Source organism: Kutzneria kofuensis (genome assembly GCF_014203355.1).
In the GTDB taxonomy this organism is placed as follows: domain Bacteria; phylum Actinomycetota; class Actinomycetes; order Mycobacteriales; family Pseudonocardiaceae; genus Kutzneria; species Kutzneria kofuensis.
The window spans coordinates 7,857,613-7,880,925 of record NZ_JACHIR010000001.1; the positions used below are offsets into that span (position 1 = coordinate 7,857,613).

At 70.7% G+C, this 23,313-nt stretch carries 21 protein-coding genes; 5 read left to right on the top strand and 16 right to left on the bottom strand.

What is annotated here, in order from left to right; translation table 11 throughout:
- Positions 1-28: 28 nt before the first annotated feature.
- A complete protein-coding gene (locus BJ998_RS35840; protein WP_312890487.1) occupies positions 29-1,549 on the bottom strand; it encodes an alpha-L-arabinofuranosidase B in 1,521 nt (506 codons plus the stop codon).
- Between the two features lie 112 nt (positions 1,550-1,661).
- Complete coding sequence (locus tag BJ998_RS35845) at positions 1,662-2,663, bottom strand: LacI family DNA-binding transcriptional regulator (protein ID WP_184867723.1); 1,002 nt, start codon at positions 2,661-2,663, stop codon at positions 1,662-1,664.
- A 126-nt stretch (positions 2,664-2,789) separates the two neighbouring features.
- On the opposite strand from BJ998_RS35845, the gene BJ998_RS35850 reads away from it, so the two are divergent.
- Together BJ998_RS35850 and BJ998_RS35855 are read left to right on the top strand one after the other, a co-directional pair.
- Complete coding sequence (locus BJ998_RS35850) at positions 2,790-4,490, top strand: alpha/beta fold hydrolase (protein ID WP_312890488.1); 1,701 nt, start codon at positions 2,790-2,792, stop codon at positions 4,488-4,490.
- 174 nt (positions 4,491-4,664) lie between these two features.
- Positions 4,665-5,522: an LLM class flavin-dependent oxidoreductase gene (locus tag BJ998_RS35855; protein ID WP_184867724.1), complete on the top strand. Its 858-nt coding sequence runs from the start codon at positions 4,665-4,667 to the stop codon at positions 5,520-5,522.
- On the opposite strand, the gene BJ998_RS35860 is transcribed toward BJ998_RS35855, so the two are convergent.
- From BJ998_RS35860 to BJ998_RS35920, 13 genes are all read right to left on the bottom strand, one after another.
- Entirely contained in the window at positions 5,512-6,699 is a 1,188-nt protein-coding gene (locus BJ998_RS35860; RefSeq protein ID WP_184867725.1) for an MFS transporter, read from the bottom strand. The two genes, BJ998_RS35855 and BJ998_RS35860, sit on opposite strands and share 11 nt — an antisense overlap.
- The gene (locus BJ998_RS35865; RefSeq protein ID WP_184867726.1) at positions 6,692-7,900 is read right to left on the bottom strand and encodes an ATP-grasp domain-containing protein; all 1,209 of its coding nucleotides are present in this window, start codon (positions 7,898-7,900) and stop codon (positions 6,692-6,694) included. The genes BJ998_RS35860 and BJ998_RS35865 overlap by 8 nt, the downstream gene beginning before the upstream one ends.
- 5 nt (positions 7,901-7,905) lie before the next feature.
- Positions 7,906-8,481, bottom strand: coding sequence for an NADPH-dependent FMN reductase (locus BJ998_RS35870; protein WP_184867727.1), 576 nt, complete (start codon positions 8,479-8,481; stop codon positions 7,906-7,908).
- A gap of 29 nt (positions 8,482-8,510) precedes the next feature.
- A complete protein-coding gene (locus tag BJ998_RS35875; protein ID WP_184867728.1) occupies positions 8,511-8,930 on the bottom strand; it encodes a PPOX class F420-dependent oxidoreductase in 420 nt (139 codons plus the stop codon).
- Positions 8,931-9,022: 92 nt separating this feature from the next.
- Complete coding sequence (locus BJ998_RS35880) at positions 9,023-9,787, bottom strand: cyclase family protein (protein ID WP_184867729.1); 765 nt, start codon at positions 9,785-9,787, stop codon at positions 9,023-9,025.
- A complete protein-coding gene (gene ilvE, locus BJ998_RS35885; protein ID WP_184867730.1) occupies positions 9,784-10,722 on the bottom strand; it encodes a branched-chain-amino-acid transaminase in 939 nt (312 codons plus the stop codon). Before ilvE ends, BJ998_RS35880 begins: the two co-directional genes overlap by 4 nt.
- Complete coding sequence (locus tag BJ998_RS35890) at positions 10,719-12,326, bottom strand: FAD-dependent monooxygenase (protein WP_184867731.1); 1,608 nt, start codon at positions 12,324-12,326, stop codon at positions 10,719-10,721. Before BJ998_RS35890 ends, ilvE begins: the two co-directional genes overlap by 4 nt.
- A complete protein-coding gene (locus BJ998_RS35895) occupies positions 12,323-13,576 on the bottom strand; it encodes a tryptophan 2,3-dioxygenase (RefSeq protein WP_184867732.1) in 1,254 nt (417 codons plus the stop codon). The genes BJ998_RS35890 and BJ998_RS35895 overlap by 4 nt, the downstream gene beginning before the upstream one ends.
- A gap of 5 nt (positions 13,577-13,581) precedes the next feature.
- Positions 13,582-14,670: an aminotransferase class V-fold PLP-dependent enzyme gene (locus BJ998_RS35900; RefSeq protein ID WP_312890489.1), complete on the bottom strand. Its 1,089-nt coding sequence runs from the start codon at positions 14,668-14,670 to the stop codon at positions 13,582-13,584.
- On the bottom strand, positions 14,667-15,404 hold the full coding sequence (locus tag BJ998_RS35905) for a tryptophan 2,3-dioxygenase family protein (RefSeq protein WP_221338240.1): 738 nt from the start codon (positions 15,402-15,404) through the stop codon (positions 14,667-14,669). Before BJ998_RS35905 ends, BJ998_RS35900 begins: the two co-directional genes overlap by 4 nt.
- The gene (locus BJ998_RS35910; RefSeq protein ID WP_184867733.1) at positions 15,401-16,636 is read right to left on the bottom strand and encodes an ATP-grasp domain-containing protein; all 1,236 of its coding nucleotides are present in this window, start codon (positions 16,634-16,636) and stop codon (positions 15,401-15,403) included. The genes BJ998_RS35905 and BJ998_RS35910 overlap by 4 nt, the downstream gene beginning before the upstream one ends.
- A gap of 22 nt (positions 16,637-16,658) precedes the next feature.
- The gene (locus BJ998_RS35915) at positions 16,659-17,966 is read right to left on the bottom strand and encodes a hypothetical protein (protein ID WP_184867734.1); all 1,308 of its coding nucleotides are present in this window, start codon (positions 17,964-17,966) and stop codon (positions 16,659-16,661) included.
- A gap of 323 nt (positions 17,967-18,289) precedes the next feature.
- Complete coding sequence (locus BJ998_RS35920; protein ID WP_184867735.1) at positions 18,290-20,179, bottom strand: RICIN domain-containing protein; 1,890 nt, start codon at positions 20,177-20,179, stop codon at positions 18,290-18,292.
- A gap of 226 nt (positions 20,180-20,405) precedes the next feature.
- Here BJ998_RS35920 and BJ998_RS35925 point away from each other — a divergent pair, with 226 nt between their 5' ends.
- Genes BJ998_RS35925 through BJ998_RS35935 form a run of 3 tightly spaced genes read left to right on the top strand, consistent with a single transcriptional unit; the run spans position 20,406 to position 22,779 of the window.
- Positions 20,406-21,218, top strand: a complete 813-nt coding sequence (locus tag BJ998_RS35925) for an alpha/beta fold hydrolase (protein ID WP_184867736.1) — start codon at positions 20,406-20,408, stop codon at positions 21,216-21,218.
- A complete protein-coding gene (locus BJ998_RS35930) occupies positions 21,215-22,444 on the top strand; it encodes a PP2C family protein-serine/threonine phosphatase (RefSeq protein ID WP_184867737.1) in 1,230 nt (409 codons plus the stop codon). The genes BJ998_RS35925 and BJ998_RS35930 overlap by 4 nt, the downstream gene beginning before the upstream one ends.
- Positions 22,441-22,779: an STAS domain-containing protein gene (locus BJ998_RS35935; RefSeq protein WP_184867738.1), complete on the top strand. Its 339-nt coding sequence runs from the start codon at positions 22,441-22,443 to the stop codon at positions 22,777-22,779. Before BJ998_RS35930 ends, BJ998_RS35935 begins: the two co-directional genes overlap by 4 nt.
- Here the strand turns inward: BJ998_RS35935 and BJ998_RS35940 are convergent.
- Complete coding sequence (locus BJ998_RS35940; RefSeq protein ID WP_184867739.1) at positions 22,769-23,215, bottom strand: hypothetical protein; 447 nt, start codon at positions 23,213-23,215, stop codon at positions 22,769-22,771. The two genes, BJ998_RS35935 and BJ998_RS35940, sit on opposite strands and share 11 nt — an antisense overlap.
- Positions 23,216-23,313 lie beyond the last annotated feature (98 nt).

Below are 23,313 nucleotides of genomic sequence, written 5' to 3' on the forward strand. Positions count from 1 at the left end.
CCGGCAAAGCCGGCCGGGACCACGAACCTCACGCCCAGGGCGCGGTGACCTCCCAGGTCGTGTCCTCCGCCCAGAGGGACGGGGTGTCCCAGGGATTCGAACCGCCGTTGTGGGCGATGTAGACGTTGCTGTTGTAGTGGCGGATGTCGTAGCCGGGATAGTTGTTGGACTGGAACGAGGTGTAGGCGCCGGTGTTGCCCGTGGCGGGGCAGAAGGTGGCGTCCTGGGCCATCAGAACGCTGCCGTCGAAGGGCTGGCGGTGCAGCTGGTAGTTGGAGTGGCGTAGGTAGTCGCCGGGATAGTTCTTGGACTCGAAGGAGACACAGGAGTTGTTGGCCAGGCCGCGGCGGACGATCCAGGTGGCGTCGGCCTTGTCCAGGGCCGGGCTGGCGGACGAGATCACGGAGGTGACGGCGTCGCCGGCGTAGTGGCGCAGGTAGCGGGTGGTGCAGCAGGACGTGGTGGCACGCAAGGAAATCGAGGAACCCGGGGTGAGGGTGCCGCCGGGAACACCGTTGGAGCCGCCGTAACCGGCGGAGACGATGTTGGCCTGCACGGCGTTGTCGGCGGCGTCGCTGGGCACGCCGGCGGTCATGACACCCTCGAAGAAGGAGCCGACGTCGGCGTTGCTGTTGTCGCCGCCGGTGCCGAGGACGATCGCGCCCTCCTGGTGCATGGGTGAGTATCCGCTCTTGACCGTCGGTTCGGAGCCGGAATACGTGGTGGTGAGGCCGCCGGTCTGGGCGTTGCCGCGTTTCAACGCGAAGTGGTTCTGGCCGTTGTTGGACAACATCGCGGTGACGTACGGGATGACGCCGGTGCCGGCGTCGGAGGCGTTGGTGCCGGTGTTGGACTGGTAGAGCCCGTTCTCCAGGTCGGCCTCGACCCACGGCCCGGGACCGTTGCAGCCGCCGAACTCGCAGCGCAGGCCCAGGTAGACGGCGTCCATGTGACCGTTGCCGGTGTCCTGGTTGTTGGTCTCGGCGTTGCCGTAGTCGAAGCAGCAGCCGCCGTTGACGTGGGTGCTGGAGGCCACCATGTACATGCCCTCGGGCTGGCCGTTGACCGCGACGCCGCTGGTGGAGTTGTCGCGGTAGCCCATGCCGGAGGAGATCTCGACGCCGTAGGCGGTGTGGCCGCCGACGCTCACCGGCAGCGCGTTCGCGGGCGCTCCGACGTCGGCCGCGCCGGCGCCGCCCGCACCCTCGATGGTGAGGTCGTTGTGTCGCGGCGACTGGTCGTAGATGACGTTGATGATGCACGTTGTGTTGGCGCAGAAGGAATCCTGCGCGGCGGCGTTGGCGATGCCGCCGGGGGAGAGCAGCCCGATGTCGGTCAAGGCGCCGTCGGCGCGCCTCACCTGGTACAGCGGGCCGTTGTAGCCGGAGTAGAGGGCGCGGATCGTGCTGTGCGCGGCGACGCACGGCGTGCCGGCGGAACCGTAGATGTCGCACGGGAGCGACGAGGCGGCCTGCGCGGTCGCGCCGAGGGCGACCAGGCAACTCGCCGCCAGGGCGACGATCCCGGCGATGGACAGTGATCGGAGCACAGGGGTCTCCCGGATTCGCAGGGGTGGGACACCACGTGGCACCTTGGTTTTACATCGATGGCACAACGTTGTAAATGCGGTTGTCCGGTTCAGGACAGTGAACAGCCCACTGTCATCCGGCGGTACTTTCCCTGATCGCCAGCGTGAACGGGGTCTGGATGTCCTCGGGCTCGAACTCGCCGTCGGCTTCGATGCGGCGGCGGGCCAGATCCACGGCCGTCCGGGCGATGGCCAGCTTGTCGGGGGCGACGCTGGTGAGCGAGGGGCGGCTGTAAGCGCCTTCCTCGGTGTTGTCGAAGCCGACGACGGCGATGTCCTGCGGCACGCGAAGGCCCCGCTCGGCGATGGTGCGCAGCGCGCCGACGGCGAGGAGGTCGTTGAAGCAGAACACGGCGTCCGGTGGTTCGGGTAGGTCGAGCAGGTCGGCCATGGCCGAGGCGCCGTTCTGGCGGTGGTAGTGCAGAGCAGGCCGGACCAGTTCGGGCGGCTGCGGCAGGCCCGCCGCCGTGAGGGCCTCGCGGTAGCCGGCCAGACGGAGCGCCGCCGTCCCGCGATACGGGTGCTCGCCGATCGCGGCGATCCGCCGGCGGCCGATCTCCACCAGGTGCCCGACGGCGGTGCGGGCGGCCAGCACGTTGTCGATGGCGACGTGGTCGATGCGCACGTCCACCGAGTGCTCGCCGATCATCACCAGCGGCACGCCGGGGTCCAGGTCGGCGAAGTCCGAGGCGTGCAGCGCCTCCGGGCTGATCACGGCGGCGTCGATCAGATGCGGCCCGAGGGCGGCCAGCACCGCCCGCTCCCCGTCCCGGCTGGCCTGGGTCTGCTCGATCAGCACGTTCCAGCCCTGCTCCCGGCCGGCGGTGATGACCAGGCCGGCCAGCTCGCCGAAGTACGGAATGCCCAGCTCCGGCAGCACCAGCGCGATGAAGCCGGTGCGCCCGCGGCGCAGGTTGCGGGCGCCGATGTTGGGGCGGTAGCCGGTCGCGGCCAGCGCCTCCTCGACCCGCCTGCGGTTCTCCGGCTTGACGAACGAGTAGCCGTTGACCACGTTGGACGCGGTCTTGATCGACACGCCGGCCAGGCGCGCCACGTCCCTCAGCGTCACGGCCATGCGTCGACGATAGCGCGGCTCCTCCTTACGGTTGATTCGAGTGCGACTCGGGTAGGAGGAATTCCGAGCCGAGAACCGACTCATGGCCGGTGTGCCGCGGCGGCCCGGCGAACCAGCATCACGGGAGTGAATTGGCGAACCGCGACACTGTCGTTAACCTGTGCTTCCCTGATCATGGTCGGCCTGCCGGCCGCGGCCTCGGCCGCCGCCGATCCGTTCGCCGGCTACGAGAACCAGCAGCTCACCTGGTCCGCGTGCCCCTTCCCGGCCAGTGACGGCGTCAAGCCGGCGCAGTGCGCCCTGGTCACCGTGCCGCGGGACTGGGCGAACCCGGCGTCCGGCGTGGACATGAAGGTGTCGATCAGCCGGGTGGCCGCCTCCGGCGCCTCGCTCGGCGCGATCCTGGTCAACCCGGGCGGACCCGGCGGCCAGGGCACGTCGCTGGCGGGCATACTCGCCGGCCTCGAGCCGAGTGTCAGCGCCCGCTACGACTTCGTCGGCATGGACCCGCGCGGCACCGGCCACGAGGGCTACACCAAGCCCGAGGACCAGCCCGTCCTGTGCCAGGTGCCGACCGGCCGGCTGCCGCAGGGCCCGCTGGACGCCAGCGACCGGTCCGCCGCGAGCATCGCCGCGCACCAGCAGATCCCGCGCGCGATCGCCGAGGCGTGCCAGAGCGTCGCCGAGTCGCCGTTCCTGACGACGTGGCAGACCGCGCACGACATGGAGCTGATCCGGCAACTGCTCGGCCAGGCCAAGCTGAACTACCTCGGCTACTCCTACGGCACGTGGCTCGGCGCCAAGTACGCCTCGCTGTTCCCGGCCAGCGCCGGCAAGATCGTGCTGGACTCCAGCGTGAACTGGCAGGGTCGGCTGCTGGCCGACTTCGAGGACTTCCCGGTCATCGACCAGCGCCAGTTCGACGACGTCTACGTGCCGTGGCTGACCCGTACGATGCCGGCTGTGTTCGGCGCGACGCCGGCGGCCGTCCAACAGAAGTGGCAGCAGGTGCGCGACTACTACAAGTCGCAGGGCCTGTCCCCGAACAACTTCAACGGGGTCTTCGTGGGCATGGGCAGCAAGTTCGGCTGGCTGCTGGCGACCGCCGTGTTCCAGGCCGGCGTGAAGGCACTGGGCGGCACCGCCACTGCCCCGGCCGACCTGCAGTCCCAGCTCGACGACCAGTCCGTGAAGACCTTCGGCAAGCCCGTCGCCGCGTTGACCGTGCAGGACGTCAACACCGCCCTGCAACCCGACTACGTCAAGCTCGCCGACGTGCGCGAGGCCGTCGCCTGCGGGGACCAGCCGACGAAGTCCGCCGCCTGGTACAAGAACCTCAGTGACCGGCAGGGGCCGAAGTACCCGCTGTTCGGCTGGGCCTACGGCATCTCCGAGACCTGCGGCTTCTGGTCCGACGCGCCGCGCCAGACGCTGCCTGACCTGCCGGCGTCGGTGGCCAAGAACGTGCTCGTCGTGCAGGGCGAGTTCGACCCGCAGACCGGCTACGACCAGGCCCACGCCGCCGTCGCCGCCGCGCCGGGCGTCAGCATGGTCTCCGTCGACGACTCGCCGTACCACGGGCAGTACGCCCTCACGGCCAACCCCTGCGTCGACGGCATGGTCAACGTCTTCCTGCTGGACAACTCCCGGCCCGGCAACACCGTGTGCCCGGGCGTGCCGCTGATGAGCGAGGACCAGGTGTTCCCGGTGCCCGGCCCGGTGAAGACGCCCAAGCCGGCCGCCCGCTCGTTCGCGCCCGCCGCCGGCCCGTCCGCGCTGCGTGACCAGGCGCAGGAGTTCATCAGCAAGACGAACTCCCTGCGCTGACACCACGGCGTCCCAAGTCCAGCGCACGTGAGTGGCTCACTTGGTCCCTGCGGCCAAGTGAGCCACTCACGTGCGCGGCCGAGGGGGCATGCCCGCCACGCCCGGGAAATCCGACTTGCCGGGCCGGGCCGCCGCCGTGCAGGATCTCCGCGCCGCCAAGTAGGAAGGGCCCGGATGCGCTTCTCCGTCAACCTCCCCAACTTCGGCGACTTCGCCGACGCCCGGACCGTCGCGCGGGTGGCCGTCGCGGCGGAGCAGGCCGGCTGGGACGGGCTGTTCGTCTGGGACCACGTCGTGCACGACAAGGACCGGCGTCGCGGCGTGCCCTTCGGGGACCCGTGGATGCTGCTCACCGCCGCCGCCCTGGCGACGTCCCGGATCCGGCTCGGCACGCTCGTGACCCCCGTGGCCCGGCGGCGGCCGGAGCAGCTCGCCCGCCAGGTCGCCACCCTCGATTCCGTCAGCGGCGGCCGGGTGATCTTCGGCGCCGGCCTCGGCGGCCCGATCGAGGACGAGTTCGGCAGTTTCGGCGAACCCACCGACCCCGCCGTGCTCGCGGAGCGCCTCGACGAGGGCTTGGACCTGCTGCGACGCTATTGGTCCGGTGAGCCCGTGACCCACGCCGGCCGGCACTTCCAGGTCCGGGACGTCACCCTGCTCCCCGCCACCGTGCAACGCCCGCGTCCACCGGTCTGGATCGGCGGCTTCTGGCCGGCCCGCCGCCCCGTGCGCCGCGCCGCCCGCTGGGACGGCGTCGTCCCGCTGTTCGACACCGCCCGGCACGGCGAGATTCCACCCGTCGACCAGGTCCGCGACCTCGTCGCCTACGTCCGCCGGCACCGCTCGGACGACTCCCCGTTCGACATCGTCCTCGGCGGCGCCACCGATCCCGCCACCGCCCGGGACGTGCTCGCGCCGCTGGCCGAGGCCGGCGCCACCTGGTGGGACGAACGCCAACTCCAGACCAGCGCCGACATCGACCGCCTCGAGCCGGTGCTGCGGCGCATCGACGCGGGGCCGCCTACGCCGTGACGGGCTGGCGGCGCCGGGCGCGGGCCGTGATGAACGTGACGGCGGTGCAGCAGGCGGCGAGGCCGAGCCAGACGGTGGGGGCGCTGCCGGTGAGGGCGAGGGCGACGCCGATCGAGGGCCCGGCGAAGTTGCCGATGCCCATCATGGAGTTGACGAGGGCGTTGGCTCGGGTGAGATCCCGGTCGGGGACGAGGGAGATCAGCCAGGGGTGGAACGACGCCGAGTAGGCGCACTCGCCGAGGGCGAAAAGGACGGCGTAGGCGAGGAGGCCGGCCAGGCGGAGCGGGTAGGGGCCGAAGGAGACGACGCCGGCGATGAGGTAGGCGGCGACCCAGAGCAGCATGGCGCAGCGGAGACCGAACAACTCCGGGCGTTTCTCCAGGAGGCGGGTGACAAGGCCCTGCGCGAAGGCGATGACGCCGACGTCGACCATGAGCAGCAGGGAGACGGTGGACAGACCCATCGCCATGAGGTTGACGGAAACGAGCGGGGCGGTGGCCTCGAACTGGCTGAGCCCGAAGAGGTAGACGGCGAGCTGGAAGGCGGCGGCGGACAGGGTGATCCGCCACAGCTGGCCGACCGGCGTCGCGTCCGACCGTTCCCGATCCGACGACGCAGCGGGAAGATGCTTGCGTACGGCCAGGATGGCGACGGTGACGGGCAGCATGCCGACGGCGTTGGCCAGGAACAGGTAAGGGATCACGGTGCGGGGCAGGGCGAGCGTGAGCCCGGCGGCGACGAGGGAGCCCAGCGCGAGCGTGGCGTTGAGGACGGCGTAGCGCCGGGCGAAGACCCGGCGCCGTTCCTCCGCGGTGACGAGCGAGTTGACGATGGGGATGATCGCGGCGAGGAAACTGCCCTGCCCGACGCCGATGGCCAGGCCGGCGGCGACCACCGCCGGATAGGACCCGGCGAGGTAGAGGCCGAGGTAGCCGACGAACCACAGCAGCGTCCCGAGCACCCCGAGCGGCACGCCGCGAAGGCGCAGAATCCCCGTGCTCAGCAGCAAGGCGGTGGCGAGGTTGGCGCCGCCGGTGCACGCGTAGAACACGGCCACGCCGGGCGTTCCCACGCCCGGCATGTCCGACAGGTAGATCGCGGTGTACGGAAACACCAGGCCCAGACAGAACGACGACAGGCCGTGGGTGGCGATGAGGCCGTTGACCGGCTTAGGCACCGCTGACCTCGCTGACGACCAGCGGCACGGCGGTGTCCAGGACAGCCCGGCATCCGTCCTCGTCCCCGGCGACCGCGACGAGCGCCGCCAGCCGCGGAATCGCTTGCCGGGGCGGCAGGAGCAGCGTCGAGCCGGTCTCGGCCAGCACCGCCACGTGCTCGATGCCGGGCACGTCGGCGGCCGCGCGAAGGTCGATGCGGTGCACAACGGCGTCGTAGGGCGGGTAGACGAACCGCACCTCGGCGGCGCGGTCGTGCACGGGCGTCAGATCGGGCTCACGGCCGAGCGCGAGTTCCGCGGCGGCGACGACCAGGTCGATGCCGGTGGCCAGGAATCCCGCGTACGGAATGAGATCCCCGCCGAGCCGGCCGTTGAGCTCCACCAGCCGCGGCCCGGCCGCGGTGAGCCGAAGCTCGGCATGGGTGACGCCGAGTTCGACGCCGAGCGCGCGATGCGCGTTGACCACCAGGTCCCGCACGGCGTCGGCCCACGGCTCGGACGTCCAGCCGGTGAGCAGGTGCCCGACCTCCTCGAAGTGCGGCTCGAAGCCCAGCCGCTTGCGGGCGACGTGCACGCAGGTGACGGCGCCGTCGGACACCACGCTGTCGACGCTGATCTCCGGCCCGTCGAGGTACTCCTCCACCAGCACCCCGTGCCCGTTGGGCAGCGTCGCGAACGCCGCGCCGGTGGCGAGGCCGAACGCGTCCCACACCTCCCCGGCGTCGTTGGCGAGCACGACGCCGACGCTGCCGGCGAGCGCACGGGGCTTGACCACGACCGGGAATCCCAGCCCCTCGGCGATCGACACCGCTTCGTTGGCGCTGTGTGCGAGGCCGTACCGCACGGCGGGCAGGCCGGCGGCGTCGAGCAACGTCCGCGTCGTGTACTTGTCACGGCAGCGAGCCGCCGACTCCGCGGACATGTGTCGCAGCGACAGCTTCTCCGCGGCCCGGGCGGTGCTCTTCAGCACCGTCTCGTCCCACGTGAGCACGCCGGAATCCGGGCCCGCCAACGAACGCAGGGCGTCCACTACGGCGGCGTCGTCGGCGAAGTCGACGACGCGCCAGTCGTCCAGGTAGAGCCGCTGCCACGTCGGCTCCGCGGGCAGCAGGGCGGACAGCCGGTACCGCGGCGCCAACGACGTGAACGCGTACTCGCGGTAGGGCCGGCCGCCGCTGCCGACCACGATCAGATGGTCCATCGGTCTCACCCGGCGGCCTTGGCGCGCAACGGTTCCAGCGCCTCGGCGACGCTGTGCAGCTCGTCGAGCATGCCCTCGGCCGAGGAGGCCATCGCGTCGGTGCCGGTGAAGTTGCCGTCGGCGTCGATGTGCTGGCCGATGAAGTGGATGGCGACGCACTCCGGCACCGGCACCATCTTCAGCGTGGTGACGACCTGCTTGGTCATCTGCGCGGCCCGCAGGCCGGCGGAGGTGTTGCCGTAGCTGACGATGCCGACCGGCTTGTACTGCCACTCGAAGTACAGGTAGTCGATGGCGTTCTTGAGCGCCGCGTTGATCGAGTAGTTGTACTCGGGGGCGACGAACACGAACGCGTCGGCCGCGTCGACGATCGCGCTCCAGTCCTTGGTGTGCTGCTTGGTGTAGTTGCGCTCGGACGGGTGGTTGGGCTCGTCGAGCAGCGGCAGGCCGACCTCGGCCAGGTCGACCAGGCGGATCTCGAACCGGCCGTGCTTCTCGGCGATCTTCGTGAACCACTCGGCGACGGCGGGGCCGGAGCGGCCGGGCCGGGTGCTGGCGATGATCACGTTCAGGCGGGGCATGGGGGAAAGCCTTTCGGTCAAAGGGGGATTCAGGCCGGGAGCCAGCCGTACGAGCGGTCGATGCGGAACCGGACGACGAGCCGGCGGTCGGCGACCATCGCCCGCCGGTAGTCGTCCCAGTCGGGGTGTTCGCCCTGCACGCCGCGGTAGACCTCGATGAGCTCCTCGACGGCCTGGTCGTGCGGCTCGGCGGCCACCGCGGACAGCTCGGCGACGCCCTCGAAGACCGCGTACGCGCCGCCCTCGGGGGTGGTTACGTGCAGGCTGACCCGCGGGTCGCGCCGCAGGTTGCGGATCTTCGCGCGGTCCTCCGTGGTCGACAGCCGCACCACCCGGGTGGCCGGGTCGTAGTCGAAGTCCACGTTGGACAGCTGCGGCCGGCCGTCCCGCTTGAGGGTCACCAGCACTCCCCGGCGGCGCTGGTCGAGCAGGGAGAGGTAGTCCGACATCTGGGGTTCCCTTCGGTCACGCGGGCGTACGGTCCAGTATCTGGAAGTACGGGTCGCCGTCCCGGCGGACTTGACGTTGTCCGCGTCGGATCTCACGGACGAGTGACGAGCGCGAGCACCCTGGTCGGGCTGCCCGAGCCGCCGACGATCGGCAGCGGCGAGGCGACGACCACCGCGCCGGTCGGCGGCAGCAGCGCGAGGTTGCGCAGCTGGGTGAGGCCGTACTTGCCGGCGCCGTGCAGGAACCAGTGGCACGGGAACGGCTGCTCGAACTCGCCGGCCAGCCCGGCGTCGGTGCCGACGGTCTCCACGCCGAGGCCGATCACCGGGGTCTCCTCGGCGATCCACCGCGCGCAGTCCTCGGCCACGCCGGGGGTGTGCCGGCCGTTGATGAACGCCTGCGGGTCGGCGCCCCGGGCGTCCCAGCCGGTCCGGTACAGCAGCCAGCCGCCGTCGGGCAGCGGGCCGTGCTCGGCGATCCACGCCTCGATGTGTTCCCGCCGCAGCAGGAAGTCCGGGTCCCGGGCGACATCCTCGGACAGGTCGATCACCGCTGCCGGAGCGACGAGCCGTTGGGGCGGCACCTGCGAGACGTCCTGGGTGTTCTTGCCGGACAGCCAGTGCGACGGCGCGTCGAAGTGCGTGCCGGTGTGCTCGGAGAGCCGGATGTTGTTCCAGTAGACGGTCGGTCCCGCGGCGTCGAAGTCGCTGATCACCTCGCGGGAGAACGGCCACGGCTGGCCGCGGTCCGGCGGCAGGTCGATGATCGGCGTCTGCTCGGACAGCGGCGCGGTCAGGTCGATCACTTCGACCGCGCCGGAGGTCAAGGCCGTGATCAGGTCGGTGAGCACGGTCATGCCGTCACCTCCTCGCGGGCCGGGGCGATCGGCGTGCACCACTCGGGGTGGTCGCCGCGGGCGCGGACCGCGTCGTCGTAATGGCTCTGCAGGGCGGCGGTGAGCGGGCCGCGTTTGCCGTCGCCCACCGGGTTGCGGTCCACGCTCGTGACCGGCAGCAGCTCGGCCAGCGTGCCGCACAGGAAGATCTCGTCGGCGACGTAGAGCTCCGTGCGGTCGATCTCCCGCCGCCGCAACGGAATGCCGAGCTTCTCCTCGGCCAGGCGGGCCACCGTGGCGACGGTGATGCCCTCCAGCACGCCGCTCGTGCCGGGCGGCGTGACGAGCTCGCCGTCGCGAACCATCACCACGCACGATCCCGGCGCCTCCGCCACCGTGCCGCGCTGGTTGAGCAGCAACGTGGTGTCGTACCCGTTGCGGACGGCTTCGTGCTGGGCCAGCCGGCTGTTGTGGTAGTTCGCCCCGGTCTTGATCCGCGGCGGCATCGAGTCGTCGCTGATCCGCCGCCACGAGGCGATGCTCGCCGCGGCGCCGGTCTCGTGCTTGGCCGAGCGCGGCATCGGGATCGCGGTGATGTGCACGCCGGTGGAGGTGGTGTACGCCAGCGGGTCGAAGTTCGGCCCCTCGTCGAAGTACGCCACCACGCAGATGTGTGTGTCGGTGTTGAAACCGTTGGCCTGCACCACATCCAGGCAGGCCTGCTTGAGCTCGGCGTCGCTGTGCCCGATCTCCAGGTGCAGACTCTTCATCGAGCGCCGCAGCCGGGCCAGGTGGTCGTCCACGCGGAACGCGTGCATGGTCTCCGGGCCGGCGTAGGCGCGGATCCCCTCGAAGACGTTCGCGCCCCAGAACGCGCCCTGGCTGCGGGCGTGCACGACGCAGTCGTCCCACCGGACCAGACGGCCGTTCTGCCAGGCGTAATCGGGCGCGGTCATGCGCTGGTTCCCTTCACGAGAGTGCGGTCCAAGGCGCCGACGCCGGCAGCGGTGCGCAGCGCGGCGGCGAAGTCGTTGCCGTCGCTACCCCGGGCGGCGAGATGGCCGTCCGGTCGTACGACCCACCAGGTGCCGCCGACCGTGCCATATCGGGCGAGCAACTCGGTGTCCTCGGAGCGGACGACCCGGGCACCGTTCGGCACGCCCTCGGCCGGCGCTCCCTCGGGCAGCACGACCACCATGTCGCACTCGGTGGAACGAGCCTGGTCGAGGAGTTCGGCGGCGCGGGTGCCGGTGGTGGCGAAGCACAGCACGACGAAGCGGTGCCCGAACAAACGCCGCAGCCGGGAAGGCTCGCCGTCGATCCGCATGTCCGGCGCGAACGAACCCAGCAGCGGGTCGTCGCCGGCGGGTTGCACGATGGGCGATTCGGTGTAGACGTACGGCTCGGCCATCCGGCCGCTGTTGACGTGCTTGCGGGCCAGGCCGAGGGAGCGCGACAGCCCCAGCAACGCCGCCCGGGTCCAGCGGCGGATCCGGTTGGGCGGCACCATGAACCGGATGGTCGCCTCGGTGACGCGCAGGTTCTCCCGCGCCGCGGCGTACCGCTCGATGTGATACGTCTCCAGCAGCTCCTCGCCGGCTTGTCCATTGTGGATGGCGGCGAGCTTCCACGCGAGGTTGTCGGCGTCCTGGATGCCGCTGTTCATGCCCCGGGAACCGTACGGCGGCAGGGAATGCGCGGCGTCGCCGGCGAACAACACCCGGCCGACCCGCAGCCGGGCCACGACCCGCTGGTGGAACCGGTAGGTGCTGACCCAGTCGATCTCGTACGGGATGTCGCCGATGACGGCCCGCACCCGCTGGTCGAACCGGCCGTCCAGTTGCTCCGCCTCGATGTCGGCGTCCGGCGGCAGCTGCCAGTCGATGCGCCAGATGTCGTTGGGCTGCGGGTGCATCACCAGCTGCCGGCCCGGGTTGAACGACGGGTCGTAGTGGAAGTGCCGTTCCTTGGCCAGCGGCAGCTTCGCCTTGATGTCCGTGATCAGGAACCGGTCCTTGTGCGTGTAGCCGGTCCACTCGACGTCCATCAGCTCGCGCATCTTGCTGCGGACGCCGTCGGCGGCGACGAGGTGGGCGAACCGCAGGTCCTGCTCACCCTCGGCGGTGTTCACCCGGACCGTCACGCTGTCGGCGTCCTGGGTCACGGCCATCACCTCGTGGCCCCAGCGCAGGTCGCAGAGCGGGTTGGCCTCGGCCGCCTCGACCAGCACCTGCTCGATGCGGAACTGGGAGATGTTCACGAACGGGCCGAAGCCCAGCCCGCGCGGGTACTCGGCGGAGCGGATCACCCGGTTGCGGACGTAGGTCCGCGCCACGGTCCACGTCACGCCCTCGTCCCGGATCGGCTCGGCGCAGCCGAACTTGTCCAGCACCTCCAGCACGTCGCCCTGGATCAGGCACGCCTTGGAGCCCTGCTTGAGCAGCTCGGGCTTGGCCTCCAGCAGCACGGTCGGCACGCCGAGCCCGGCCAGCCGCAGCGCCGCGACCAGGCCGACCGGCCCGGCGCCGACGATGCCCACGGGAGCGTCGAATGCGGTCATCGGGTCCTCGCAGTCTCGTCGGTCTCCTCGCCGGCGACGTCCACGGCGTGGAAGACGGGGATGGTGCGCACCGCCTTGAGATAGGGCGTGCCCTCGGTGTAGCCGGTGCCGGTGGCCTCGCCGAGCATCCGCACGGCCAGCCGGTAGTGGGTGTTGCGCCAGCGCAGCAGGGCGCGGGCGAAGCCCTTCATGCCCTCGGCGATGCGCTCGCGGTCGTGTTCGCTGACGGCGCCGGACTCGCGCAGCTCGCGGTAGGCGTCGTCGAGGGTGTGCTGGCCGGCCAGCACGCGGTCGCGCACGTCGGGGGCTGAGTGGAAGGCGGGGGAGTCCACGCGCTCGGCATCGGGTTGCCGGCAGAGCGACTCGACGAGCTTGTAGTTGCGGGACTGGATCGCGCTCGCGCCCTCGGTGAACTGGCGGAAGGTGCGGAACGACTCGATCTGCATGGTCGCGAGCATCGAGAACAGCGGCGCGGACTCCCGCAGCGCGTTCTCCGCGGTGGCCAGGAAATGCACCGCGCGGTCGGCCTCGCCCTGAGCGAGTGCGGCGGTGACTCCGCGCAGCAGCACCGCCAGCAGGGCGAAGACCGTCTCGAACGTCTGCAGCACGCGCAGGAACATGTACTCGTCGTGCGCGGTGTAGACCGGCAGCACGCTCAGCTCCAGGGCGCGTTCCTCGCTGAACGACATGTCGGCCCGCACCACCGAGCACACCTGCCGCGCCAGCTCCAACGGCTCGGTGGCGGTGAGGCCGCCGTCGAGCGACATGCGGGCCAGCACGGGCCGGATCACCCGTAGGCCGTGCTTGCAGCGCTTGACGACCAGGTCCGGGTCGGGCCGCATGGCCGGCAGCAGGGCCGTCGCGCCCTCCACGGCGGCGATCTCGAACCCCAGCGCGTCGGCGACGAGCTGCGCGATCAGCCGGTCGCAGCGGGACCGCGCGAACGGCGCCTGCTCCACCGGATCGTCCACAGTGGGCAGTTGCAGCAGCGACAACGCCAGGTAGGTCGGGTAGTCGTACCGGCCGTCCGGCTTGTCCAGCGCGGTGTCCAGGAACGACGCGAGGGTCTGGACGTGCTCCCACGGGCCGCGCATGGACGGCAGCCGGTCGCGGACGTCGGCCAGCACGGACAGCAGCTCGGGGTGGACGAAGTGCTTGCCGACCCGCTGGTAGTGGCGGACGACGGCGGCGTAGGGGAACTTCTTGGGATCGGATTCGTGGAGCCAGGTGCGTAACTCAGCCGTGGACATGGGATCTACCGCTCGATTCGGGAAAGTGCCGCGCAGAGCGCGTCGATGTCTTCGGTGGTGCTGTAGTGGTGGAACGACAGCCGCACGACGTCGCCGCGGGGGCTGACCGCGATGCCGTGCGCCGCCAACCGCTTGGCCAGGCCGATGGGATCGGGGTCGACCAGTCCGATGTGCGCGCCGCGGCGTTCGCGCGGCAGCGCGTGGACCTGCCTGCCCTGCGCGGTCAGAAGGTCGATGGCGAGGTCGGTGAGGCCGAGGATGTGGTCGCGGACGGCGGCGAGGTCGGTCCGGGCGATCAGCCGCAGTCCCGCGTTGGCCGTGTAGGCGGCGGGCACCGACGGCGTGCCGGTCTCGAACCTTGTTGCCGTGGCGGCGAAGTCGAGGGTGCGTGGGTCGAAGGCGAACGGGTCGACCCGGCCGAACCAGCCGGTCAGTCGCGGGTCACGGTCGGTCCGAGCGGGCGAACGCACGTAGAGGAAGGCCAGGCCGGGCAGGCCCAGCAGGTACTTCATGGTACCGGCGACGAGGTAGTCACAGCCGAGCCGGTCGACGTCGACCGGCTCGGTGCCGATGGCCTGGTAGGCGTCGACGAACACCTCGGCGCCGGCGTCGTGCGCGCGCCGGGCGATGTCGGCGACGGGCAGCCGCTCGCCGTACTGGTACCCGGTCATCGGCACCGACACGAGCCGCGTGGCCTGGTCGATCTCGCCGCCGTACACGACCTCCGCGCCGCGAGGGCGTTGCGCCAGCCAGACGTGCGCGACGGACGGGAACTCCAGGTCGGTGGTGACGATCTTCGGCCGCCGACCGAAGTCCATCGTGGATGCGACCTGATAGGCGCCGACGGATGCGTTGGGCACCACCGCGATCTGTTCGACCCGAGCGCCGACGAGTGCCGCGAAGCCTTGCCGGGCCTGGTGCAGCTGGTCCTCGAAGCGGTCCCACGGCGCGCCGCCGTCGGCCATGTCGTCGAGCATCAGCCGCAGTGCGTCGTCGAGATCGAGCGACCGCGCGCCGAGACTGCAACTCGCCAGGTGAACCCTGTTGCCCAGCATGGGAAAGCGGGCACGGAAGGCGGCGGGGGAGAGGTTCACGACGACGTCCCCAGGTGGTACTGGCCCATCGGGCCGGTCTCGGTCAGCTCGGTGCGCAGCCGCCACAGCTCGGGGAAGAAGCGGTCCTCGATGAGCCGGGCCAGCGTGTCGGTGTGCGTGCCCTGGGTGCCGATGACCTCGTTGCCGATGACCCGGGTGAGCATCTTGTAGTGGCGCACCCGCCACAGCGACACCCGCTCGTCGAACTCGATCAACGCCTCGGCCAGCCGGTGCTCGGGGCCGTGCACGCGGCTGCGGTACTGCTCGGCGAGGTCGACACCCTCGGTCTCGACGTACTCCCGGAACACGCGGCCGAGCACAGCGCCCTGGCGGTGGATGGAGCGCCAGCCGGGGGAGTCCGCGCCCGAGCCGTGCCCGAGCACGGTCCGCATGGTCTGGAAGTCCCACGGCGACAGGTGGTGCATCATCTCCAGCTGCTCGGTCACCAGCACCATGCCCAGCGACGCCCGGTTGAGCAGCGCGATCGCGGCGTCGAAGTCGCGGGCACGGACCCGGTCGGTCGCCTCGACGAGCTCGGAGTGCGCGAGCTTGAGCCACAGCTCGGTGGACTGGTGCACGATCTGGAACAGCAGCTCGTCGCGGTGCACGACCTCCTCGGGCCTGCGCTGCAACGACAGCAGCGTCCCGGTGTGCATGTAGCGCTCGTAGTCGTTGCCGCCCTCGCCGTCGAGGATCTGCTCCGAGTAGTCGCGCAGGACCTGGTCGTTCTTCACCGCGCACCCACCCGCTCGACCGGCTCCGCGCTGACCCGGAAGCCCCTGGCCGTCTCCTCCAACGCCTTCTCCACCTCGGCACTGGTCGCACCGCGGAAGCGGAACCGGCCGCCGACGTGCTCGTAGTAGGCGTCCGCCTCGGGCAGCACCTCGCCGACACCGAGCAGCGCCTCCGCGTACGGTCCCGGCGTCGCGCCGACCATCGACGTCACCTCGGTGATCCGGCACGGGCGCGCGGCGGGCGCCGGGATCAGCAGCCAGCCGCCGACCTCGCCGCTGGCGACCGCCGGGGGTTGCTGCGGCTCACGGCCCAGTTGCAGGTCGAAGGCGGCCCGCATGAGGTCGTAGCCGTGCAGGTCGCGCCAGATGAACGGGATCTCCGAGCCGCCGGCGCGGGCGCCGACCTCCAGGAAGGTGCAGGTCTCGCCGTCGAAGAAGACTTCGAGGTGCAGCGGGGTCGGCTGGTCGGTGAGGGCGCGGAGGAAGTCGGTGGCGGCGGCGCGTACGGCGTCGATGACCGCCGGATCGTCCACCTCGACCGAGCCGAGGAAGCTGCCGGTGCGGAAGCCCAGGCAGGTGTTGACGTACCGGGAGACCTTCAGGCACGCCATCTCGGCGCCGGTGAACACGCCGTCGACGTGGTGGATCGGGTGCGGGTTGAACGCCTGGACGAGCATCGGCTCGTCGGTGAGCGCGATCCCGGCCGGACCGTCGACCACCACCACACCGGCGCTGGAGCTGCCGATACGCGGCTTGAGCACGACCGGCCAGCCGTGTTCGCCGGCGAAGTCGAGCACCGACTGCGGCCCGGTGACCTCGGCGAAGGCGGGGACGGGCAGCCCGGCGGCCTCGATCGCCCGGCCCATCAGGAACTTGTCGCGGAACCGGAGCAGGTCGGCCGGCCGGTGGCCGGGCACGTCCCACTCCTCGCGCAGCTGGGCCCCGACCAGCAGGTCGTCCTCCTTCAGCGCGACGATGCGGTGCGGCTCGCCGTGGCGGCGCACGAGCTCGGCCAGCGCGGCGCGGGCCTGGGGCAGGTCGTCGGTGGCGTCGACGAGAACGGTGTCGGTCGCGGCGGCGGGAACCGAGCCGAGGCCGACCTCCGTGCTGATGTAGGTGACGCGATGCGTCGAATGGTCGAGATAGCGGTGGTAATCGGCGTAGTGCTCACGCCATCGGTTGATGACGACGACGTGCGGGCGCGCGTCATCGCCCCCCGTTGGTCTGTTCATTTCACGTTCCGTTCGGAAAAGTTCAGCTGGTGGTGAAAACACACGTGCCGCGGGTGCCGGAGTTCGAGTACGAAACCACCGACCCGTCGGCGGGCTTGAGTGCGCGTACGAATCCGCCGGCATATCCCGCGGAATCGACGAATATCCCCCAGTTCGCCACCCATTCCTCGATGGCGTTCGTCTCCGCGTTCAGCACCGGCTCGGTCCTCGGCCGAACCCGGCGCTGCACGACGTGGTCGCCGGTCCGGCGCTCGGCCAGGGCCCGCTCCCACTCCTCGTCGGTGACGGCGTGCCCGACCACGGTGCCGACGCCGCCGTAGCCGACGCCCGGCTTGAGCACGAGATTCCGGCGCTCGTCCCGGCAGTGCCGGAACAGCGCGTCCTGGCCGTCCTCGGCGCCGAGCAGCCGGGTCCACGGCACGACACGGTCGACAACCGCGTGCTCCTCGGCGGAGAAGGTCGCGCGGACGGCCGGGTCGTGCAGCATCGCGAGGCTGCCCTTGCTCGCGTACACGCCGCCCTCCAGCGGCGTGAAGAGCACCGTCTCGGGGGCTTCGATCAACAGGTCCAGCTTCTGCTGGGCGGTCGGGTCGTCGACGAGCTCGCCGGCGACGAAGTAGCGCAGCACGACGTCGAGTGGCGTGCCCCGCAGCGTGATCTTGCCGTTCTGTTCGTCGAGCTCGTGGATCTCGCCCAACAGCAGGTCGATGCCCTGGTCGCGCAGCGCTTCCCGGAGCGCGAGGAACACATGCTCGTGGGCGGCGAGGCCGTCGGTGCTCTCGATCAGCGCCACCACCGGCTCGTCGACCAGGGCCGCCTGCCGCAGCGCGGCGGCGACACGGGGGATCGTGTCGACGTGGCCGAGCTCGTGCCGCTGGGCGAAGTCGGCGAACTCGGGTCGGGCCAGGAACGCGCGGTTGAGCTGCGCGGTGTCCAGGCCGCCGAGCTCGCTGCCGACGTTGAGTTCCAGCAGCTTGAACGACGTGCCGTCGTGGTAGGCGTCGGCCCGGGCGTACAGCGGCGGCGCGCCGGTGGCGCCGCGGCACATCAGCGCGGCCAGCCGGTCGTCCATGCCGAGCGCGGCGCAGTAGCGGCGGAGGTCGCCGTCGAACAGGCGGCCGGGCAGGGAGACGAGGATGTCGAAGACGGCGGCGAGGTCGGCGGCGAATGCGGTGATCTCCGCTTCCGGCACGAACAGCGGCCGGTCGAGCTGGAGATTTCCGTACGAGGCCGCATAGGTCTCGGGAAGTCGGAGTTCACGCGCGGCGTGACGGAGCGGTCTCGAATTGGCGGATTCGGCAAGGTACTGCTTGGTGACGACGTTCGGCACTGCGGACAACCCCCACTGCGGGAATTCGCGCGATTGTTTTCGCCGTCGGCGAACACGTTCCGCGCGCCGGGAATGGTGAATGCGGTGTGGTGCATTTCGTGGACGATGTGAAGTCTACGTTGACGCGGATTGGCCGTTGTCGGCGAACTTGACGAAGTCCGCACTGCCTTCTTCGAACCGCGTCACGGGCTGTCCACCCGCACGTCCTGGGGGTCATCGAACGGGCCGGTCGGGGCCGGGATGCAGGCATGGGCGGAGCGAGGGTCCTCGACGCCACTACCTGATGGTGGGCGCGCGCCCGGATCGAACGCGCGCCCGGACGGTCATTGAGCGGCCAGCCGGAACGACTGCGCCGGCCCGCCGCTGCACGTCCACTGCTGCAGCAACGCGCCGTCCGCCGTCGACTGATCACGGACATCGAGGCACTTGTTGCTGTTGCGGGCGACGAACTTGTAGTACCCGTTGCCCACGTCCACCGCCTGCCACTGCTGGTTGGTCCCGCCGGCGTAGCTCCACAACTGGACCTGCGTGCCGTCGGCGGTCGCCCCGGCCCCGCCGGAGACGTCCCACACCAGGCTGGGCGCGTTGCGGTTGACGACCTGGTAGTAGCCGTCGCTGGTCGGCCGGAACTGCCACTCCTGGTTGGCCGTCGCCCCGCAGCCCCACTGCTGCAGCGCGGTGCCGTTGGCGGTGCCCCAGCCGGCGGCGTCCAGGCACCTGCCGCTGTTCTGGTTGATCACCTCGTACCACTGGGACGAGTCGATCGGGCCGGTCGGCGGCGGCGTGCTGCCGCCGGAGCCGGGCCAGGTGAAGGTGGCCATCGAGCCGCCGGGCAGGCTGTAGCCGAACGACGAGCCGCCGTAGGAGACCTGGAAGTTCTGCGTACCGCCGGAGTTCACGGCCACCAGCACGATGGAGCCGTCCGGGTTGCGGAAGGCCACGTTCTCGATGCCGCCCTGGGACTGCGCGGTGGAGTTGATGCGCACCGCCCCCGGCTTGACGAACTTGGCCAGGTGCCCCAGCACGTAGTAGTCGGCGTTGTAGGTGACGCTGCCGCCGTTGACGGTGACCAGGCCCATGCAGTTGCCGCAGGAGCCGATCACCGGGCCGTGGTTGCCGTCCAGGGCCATGTTCCACAGGCTGACGCTGCGCGCCCAGTTGCGGGTGGTCCCGATGGCCAGGTTGCGGCCCTGCCAGAGCAGTGAGTCGGCGAAGGTGTTGCCCGACTCGGTTCCGGAGCACTCGGTGAAGAAGATGTCCTTGTTCGGGTACGCGTTGTGCACGCCGGTCTGCGCGCTCGGGTCGCCGCCGTAGCAGTGCCAGGCGGAGCCGGCCGTGTTGCTGCCGGTGGCGGCCAGCACCTGCTGGGCGTACCCGGGGTTGTCCCAGTTGTGGTCCCAGGCCAGGATCTTCGTGCCCAGCCCGGCCGCCGACAGCCTGGGCGCGAGCGTGTTGATCAGGCGGCTCTGCTGGTCGGCCGACATCAGCATGCCCGGGTAGCCGCCGGGCGAGTTCTGCGGCTCGTTGGCCACCGCCAGGTACTGCACCGGCACGCCCGCGGCCTGGTAGGCCTGGACCGACTTGACCAGGTAGTCGGCGAAGGCGCCCTCGTAGTTCGTGGCCAGGCCGCCGCCGACCATGTTGCCGCTGGTCTTCATCCAGCCCGGCGCGCTCCACGGCACGACCATCACCGAGGTGGCCGGGTTGAGCGACCGGGCCTGGTTGATCAGCGGCAGGATGTAGGCCTGGTCGTGCGAGATCGAGAAGCGGGACAGGCTCGGGTCGGCCGAACCGTCGTCGTAGCTGTAGAAGTTGCGGGAGAAGTCGGACGCCCCCAGTGGCTGGCGCAGCCAGTCCAGCCCGATGCCGCTGGTCGGGCTGAACAGCGCGGTCATGATGCTGTTGCGGTTGGGGGAGTTGTAGATGTTGTACGCCGCCGAGTCGGTCAGCGAGGCGCCGAAGCCGACCATGGACTGGTAGGTCGTGTTCGGGTCGACGGTGATCACCGCGCCGCTGCCCGGCGTGCCGAACGACACCGATCCCTTCTGCGTCAACAGGTTCGCCCGGTCCGGGGTGGTCAGCCAGACGTTGGCCGAGGTGGCGGCGAAGGCCGGCGGGGCCTGGGTGACGGCGTAGGCCGCGCCGGCGGCCAGCAGGGTCGCCGCCGCGCAGGTGGCGAGCACCCGCCGGCGGGATTCAACGGTGGAGGCCATGCAGGGACACCCTCCTCGTGAAACAAATGTAACAACGATGTAACAGGGTTTGCAAAGTGCAGCACCGGTTGTTCCTCTTGTCAAGAATGGGCAATGGAATCGAACCTGAGCGGCGTCGTGAAACAAATGGAACAAGAGTGGGGCGACAGAGCGCCGCGGTGACGGCGTTGGGCCGCACGGCCCAGCCGCGCGGCGGTCGGCCCGAGCCGCTGACATACTGCCGATCATGGGCGTACACACCAGGAACCACGTCACCGTCGCCGGTCGTCACGAGGGCCCGGTGCTGATGTTCGCGCACGGTTTCGGGTGTGACCAGAACATGTGGCGGCTGGTGACACCGGCCTTCGAGGACCACCGCGTCGTGCTGTTCGACTACGTCGGCGCCGGCCGCTCCGACCTCGCCGCCTGGCGGCCCGACCGGTACGCCACCCTCGACGGCTACGCCAGCGACGTCCTGGAGATCTGCGACGAGCTCGACCTGCGCGACGTGGTGTTCGTGGGGCACTCGGTCAGCGCGATGATCGGCGTGCTCGCGGCGACGCGGGAGCCGTCCCGGTTCGCCGCGCTGGCGATGGTCGGCCCCTCGCCCCGGTACATCGACGACGACGGCTACGTCGGCGGGTTCAGCGCCGCCGACGTCGACGAGCTGCTGGACTCGCTGGACAGCAACTACCTGGGCTGGTCGGCCGCCATGGCGCCGGCGATCATGGGCAATCCGGAGCGCCCCGAGCTGGGCGAGGAGCTCACCAACAGCTTCTGCCGCACCGACCCCGCCATCGCCCGGCACTTCGCCCGGGTCACGTTCACCGGCGACAACCGGGCCGACCTGGCCGGCGTGACCGTGCCGACGCTGATCCTGCAGTGCCGCGAGGACCTGATCGCCCCGCTTTCCGTCGGCGAATACGTCCAGCAAGCCATTCCCGGCAGCGAAATGGTCGTGCTGGACGCCACCGGACACTGCCCGCACCTGAGCGCGCCGGAGCAGACCGCCAAGGCGCTGCGCTCGTTCCTCGACGCGTTGCCCGCGAGCCGCACATGACGCGGCCGGCCCACAACGGCGCCGTCGGTGGGCCTTCCGAGAACGATGACGGTCCCTCGTTCTCCGCGCTGCTGGAGGACGACGCCGCCGACCTGTACGACAACGCTCCCTGCGGCTACCTGTCCACCCTGCTCGACGGGGAGATCGCCAAGGTCAACGCGACCCTGCTGGACTGGCTCGGCTACGCCCGCGAGGACCTCGTCGGCCGCAAGCGGTTCGCCGACCTGCTCACCGTCGGCGGCCGGCTCTACCACGAGACCCACTTCGCGCCGCTGCTGCGGATGCAGGGCCAGGCCCGGGAGATCGCCCTCGAACTGGTGGCCGCCGACGGCCGGCGGCTGCCCGTGCTGGTCAACTCCACGGTCAAGACCGGCGCGGACGGGGCCCCGCTGCTGATCCGCTGCACGGTCTTCGACGCCCGCCAGCGCCGTGCGTACGAACGGGAGCTGTTGCGCGCCCGCGAGGTCGCCGAGCAGGAACGCGCCCGGTGGCAGCGGCTGAGCGAGACGCTGCAACGCACCCTGCTGCCGCCGAGCCTGCCGACCGTGCCGGGGCTCGAGGTGGCGGCGCACTACCACGCCGCCTCGCCCGAGCAACTCGGCGGCGACTTCTACGACCTGTTCCCCCTTTCGGACAACCGCTGGGGTTTCTTCCTCGGTGACGTCTGCGGCAAGGGGCCGGAGGCGGCTGTCGTCACGTCGCTGACGCGGTACACCCTGCGTGCCGCCGCCGTGTACAACCCCGATCCGGTCGCCGTGCTGTCCAATCTCAACAGCGTCATGCTGCAGCAGGGGAACGCCGCCGACGCCCGGTACTGCACGGTCGTGTTCGGGCTGCTCGTGCCGGACGGCGACGGGTTCACCCTGACCGTCGCCAGCGGCGGCCATCCGCCAGTGGTGGCGACCCGCGCCGACGGGTGGGTGGAGCTGCTGCACACCCCGGGCGGCCAGCTGATCGGCATCCTGCGCGACGCTCACATCGCCGTTGCCTCAACGCGTCTGGCCCCCGGGGACTCCGTGCTGCTCTACACCGACGGCCTCACCGAGGCCCGTGATCCCGACGGCTCCCAGCTGGGCGAGCACCACCTCGTCCAGTTGGCTCAAGGCTTCGCCGGCCGTGGCGCCGCGGAGATCGTGTCGTCCGTGGCGGCCGTGCTGGACGATCTCGGCGACCGGCTCACCGACGACACCGCGCTGCTGGTCATGACCGTCGGGGCCGACTCGTGACGAACCTGACGATCACCGCCCGCTCCGGCCCGGCCGGGCACGTTCTCAGCCTCCAGGGCGATCTGGACATGGCCACCGCGCCCGCCTTGCGCCAGGCCTGCGAGGACCTGACGTACACCGCCGGCCAGGAACTCGTGCTGGACCTGTCCCGCCTCGGTTTCTGCGATTCCAGCGGCGTATCCGCCTTCATCGTCGCCTGCCGGCACGTCGAGTCCTTCGGCGCCGGGTTCGCCCTCGCGGCCGCGCCGAGGTCGCTCACCAGGGTGCTCGCGATGATCGGCCTGAGCGACTTCTTCACCCAGTACGACACCGTCGATCCCGACGTCACGGGTTGAGCCGGCGCGCGGCCACGTAGGCGTTGGACGCCGGAAGGAAGCTCAACACCACGGCGGCCACCTGGATCACGGTGTCCACGTAGGACAGTGTCACCGCGCCCTGCAGGAACAGTGTGACCAGGTGCAGCACCGTCAGCACGGCCAGCGTCACCCGTGCCCAGTTGCGGCCGGCCTTCAGCTTGAACGCCAGCCACAGGTACAACGCCGCGAACACGATGGCCACCACCACGAGCATCGTGATCGCGACGGTGGCCGCGCTGTCGACCTGGGCGTCGCTCAGCGAGCCGCCGGCCGCCTTGATGCCGGCGACCAGCGTGTCCTTCTCGGTGAGCACCAGGATCGCCGTGACCACGCCCAATGCCGTGGACACCAGCCAGAGCCCGAAGGCGCCGAGGATCGCCGGGGGCGGGGTGAGGGTTTTCGGTTCAGTAGCCATGTGGCCGACGCTAGGACGGCTTCCGTTGCCGCGCAGCACATCCCTCGTACTTTCGGCCGAGGAGCGATCCGGTCACCGCGAGCGGCGGCTGCTCCGAT

Bases quoted from the DNA above. Each gene is read 5' to 3' on its own strand.
- BJ998_RS35845 (WP_184867723.1), bottom strand. From the start codon at position 2,663: ATGGCCGTGACGCTGAGGGACGTGGCGCGCCTGGCCGGCGTGTCGATC.
- BJ998_RS35855 (WP_184867724.1), top strand. From the start codon at position 4,665: ATGCGCTTCTCCGTCAACCTCCCCAACTTCGGCGACTTCGCCGACGCC.
- BJ998_RS35865 (WP_184867726.1), bottom strand. From the start codon at position 7,900: ATGGACCATCTGATCGTGGTCGGCAGCGGCGGCCGGCCCTACCGCGAG.
- BJ998_RS35870 (WP_184867727.1), bottom strand. From the start codon at position 8,481: ATGCCCCGCCTGAACGTGATCATCGCCAGCACCCGGCCCGGCCGCTCC.
- BJ998_RS35875 (WP_184867728.1), bottom strand. From the start codon at position 8,930: ATGTCGGACTACCTCTCCCTGCTCGACCAGCGCCGCCGGGGAGTGCTG.
- BJ998_RS35880 (WP_184867729.1), bottom strand. From the start codon at position 9,787: ATGACCGTGCTCACCGACCTGATCACGGCCTTGACCTCCGGCGCGGTC.
- ilvE (WP_184867730.1), bottom strand. From the start codon at position 10,722: ATGACCGCGCCCGATTACGCCTGGCAGAACGGCCGTCTGGTCCGGTGG.
- BJ998_RS35890 (WP_184867731.1), bottom strand. From the start codon at position 12,326: ATGACCGCATTCGACGCTCCCGTGGGCATCGTCGGCGCCGGGCCGGTC.
- BJ998_RS35895 (WP_184867732.1), bottom strand. From the start codon at position 13,576: ATGTCCACGGCTGAGTTACGCACCTGGCTCCACGAATCCGATCCCAAG.
- BJ998_RS35910 (WP_184867733.1), bottom strand. From the start codon at position 16,636: ATGAACAGACCAACGGGGGGCGATGACGCGCGCCCGCACGTCGTCGTC.
- BJ998_RS35920 (WP_184867735.1), bottom strand. From the start codon at position 20,179: ATGGCCTCCACCGTTGAATCCCGCCGGCGGGTGCTCGCCACCTGCGCG.
- BJ998_RS35925 (WP_184867736.1), top strand. From the start codon at position 20,406: ATGGGCGTACACACCAGGAACCACGTCACCGTCGCCGGTCGTCACGAG.
- BJ998_RS35930 (WP_184867737.1), top strand. From the start codon at position 21,215: ATGACGCGGCCGGCCCACAACGGCGCCGTCGGTGGGCCTTCCGAGAAC.
- BJ998_RS35940 (WP_184867739.1), bottom strand. From the start codon at position 23,215: ATGGCTACTGAACCGAAAACCCTCACCCCGCCCCCGGCGATCCTCGGC.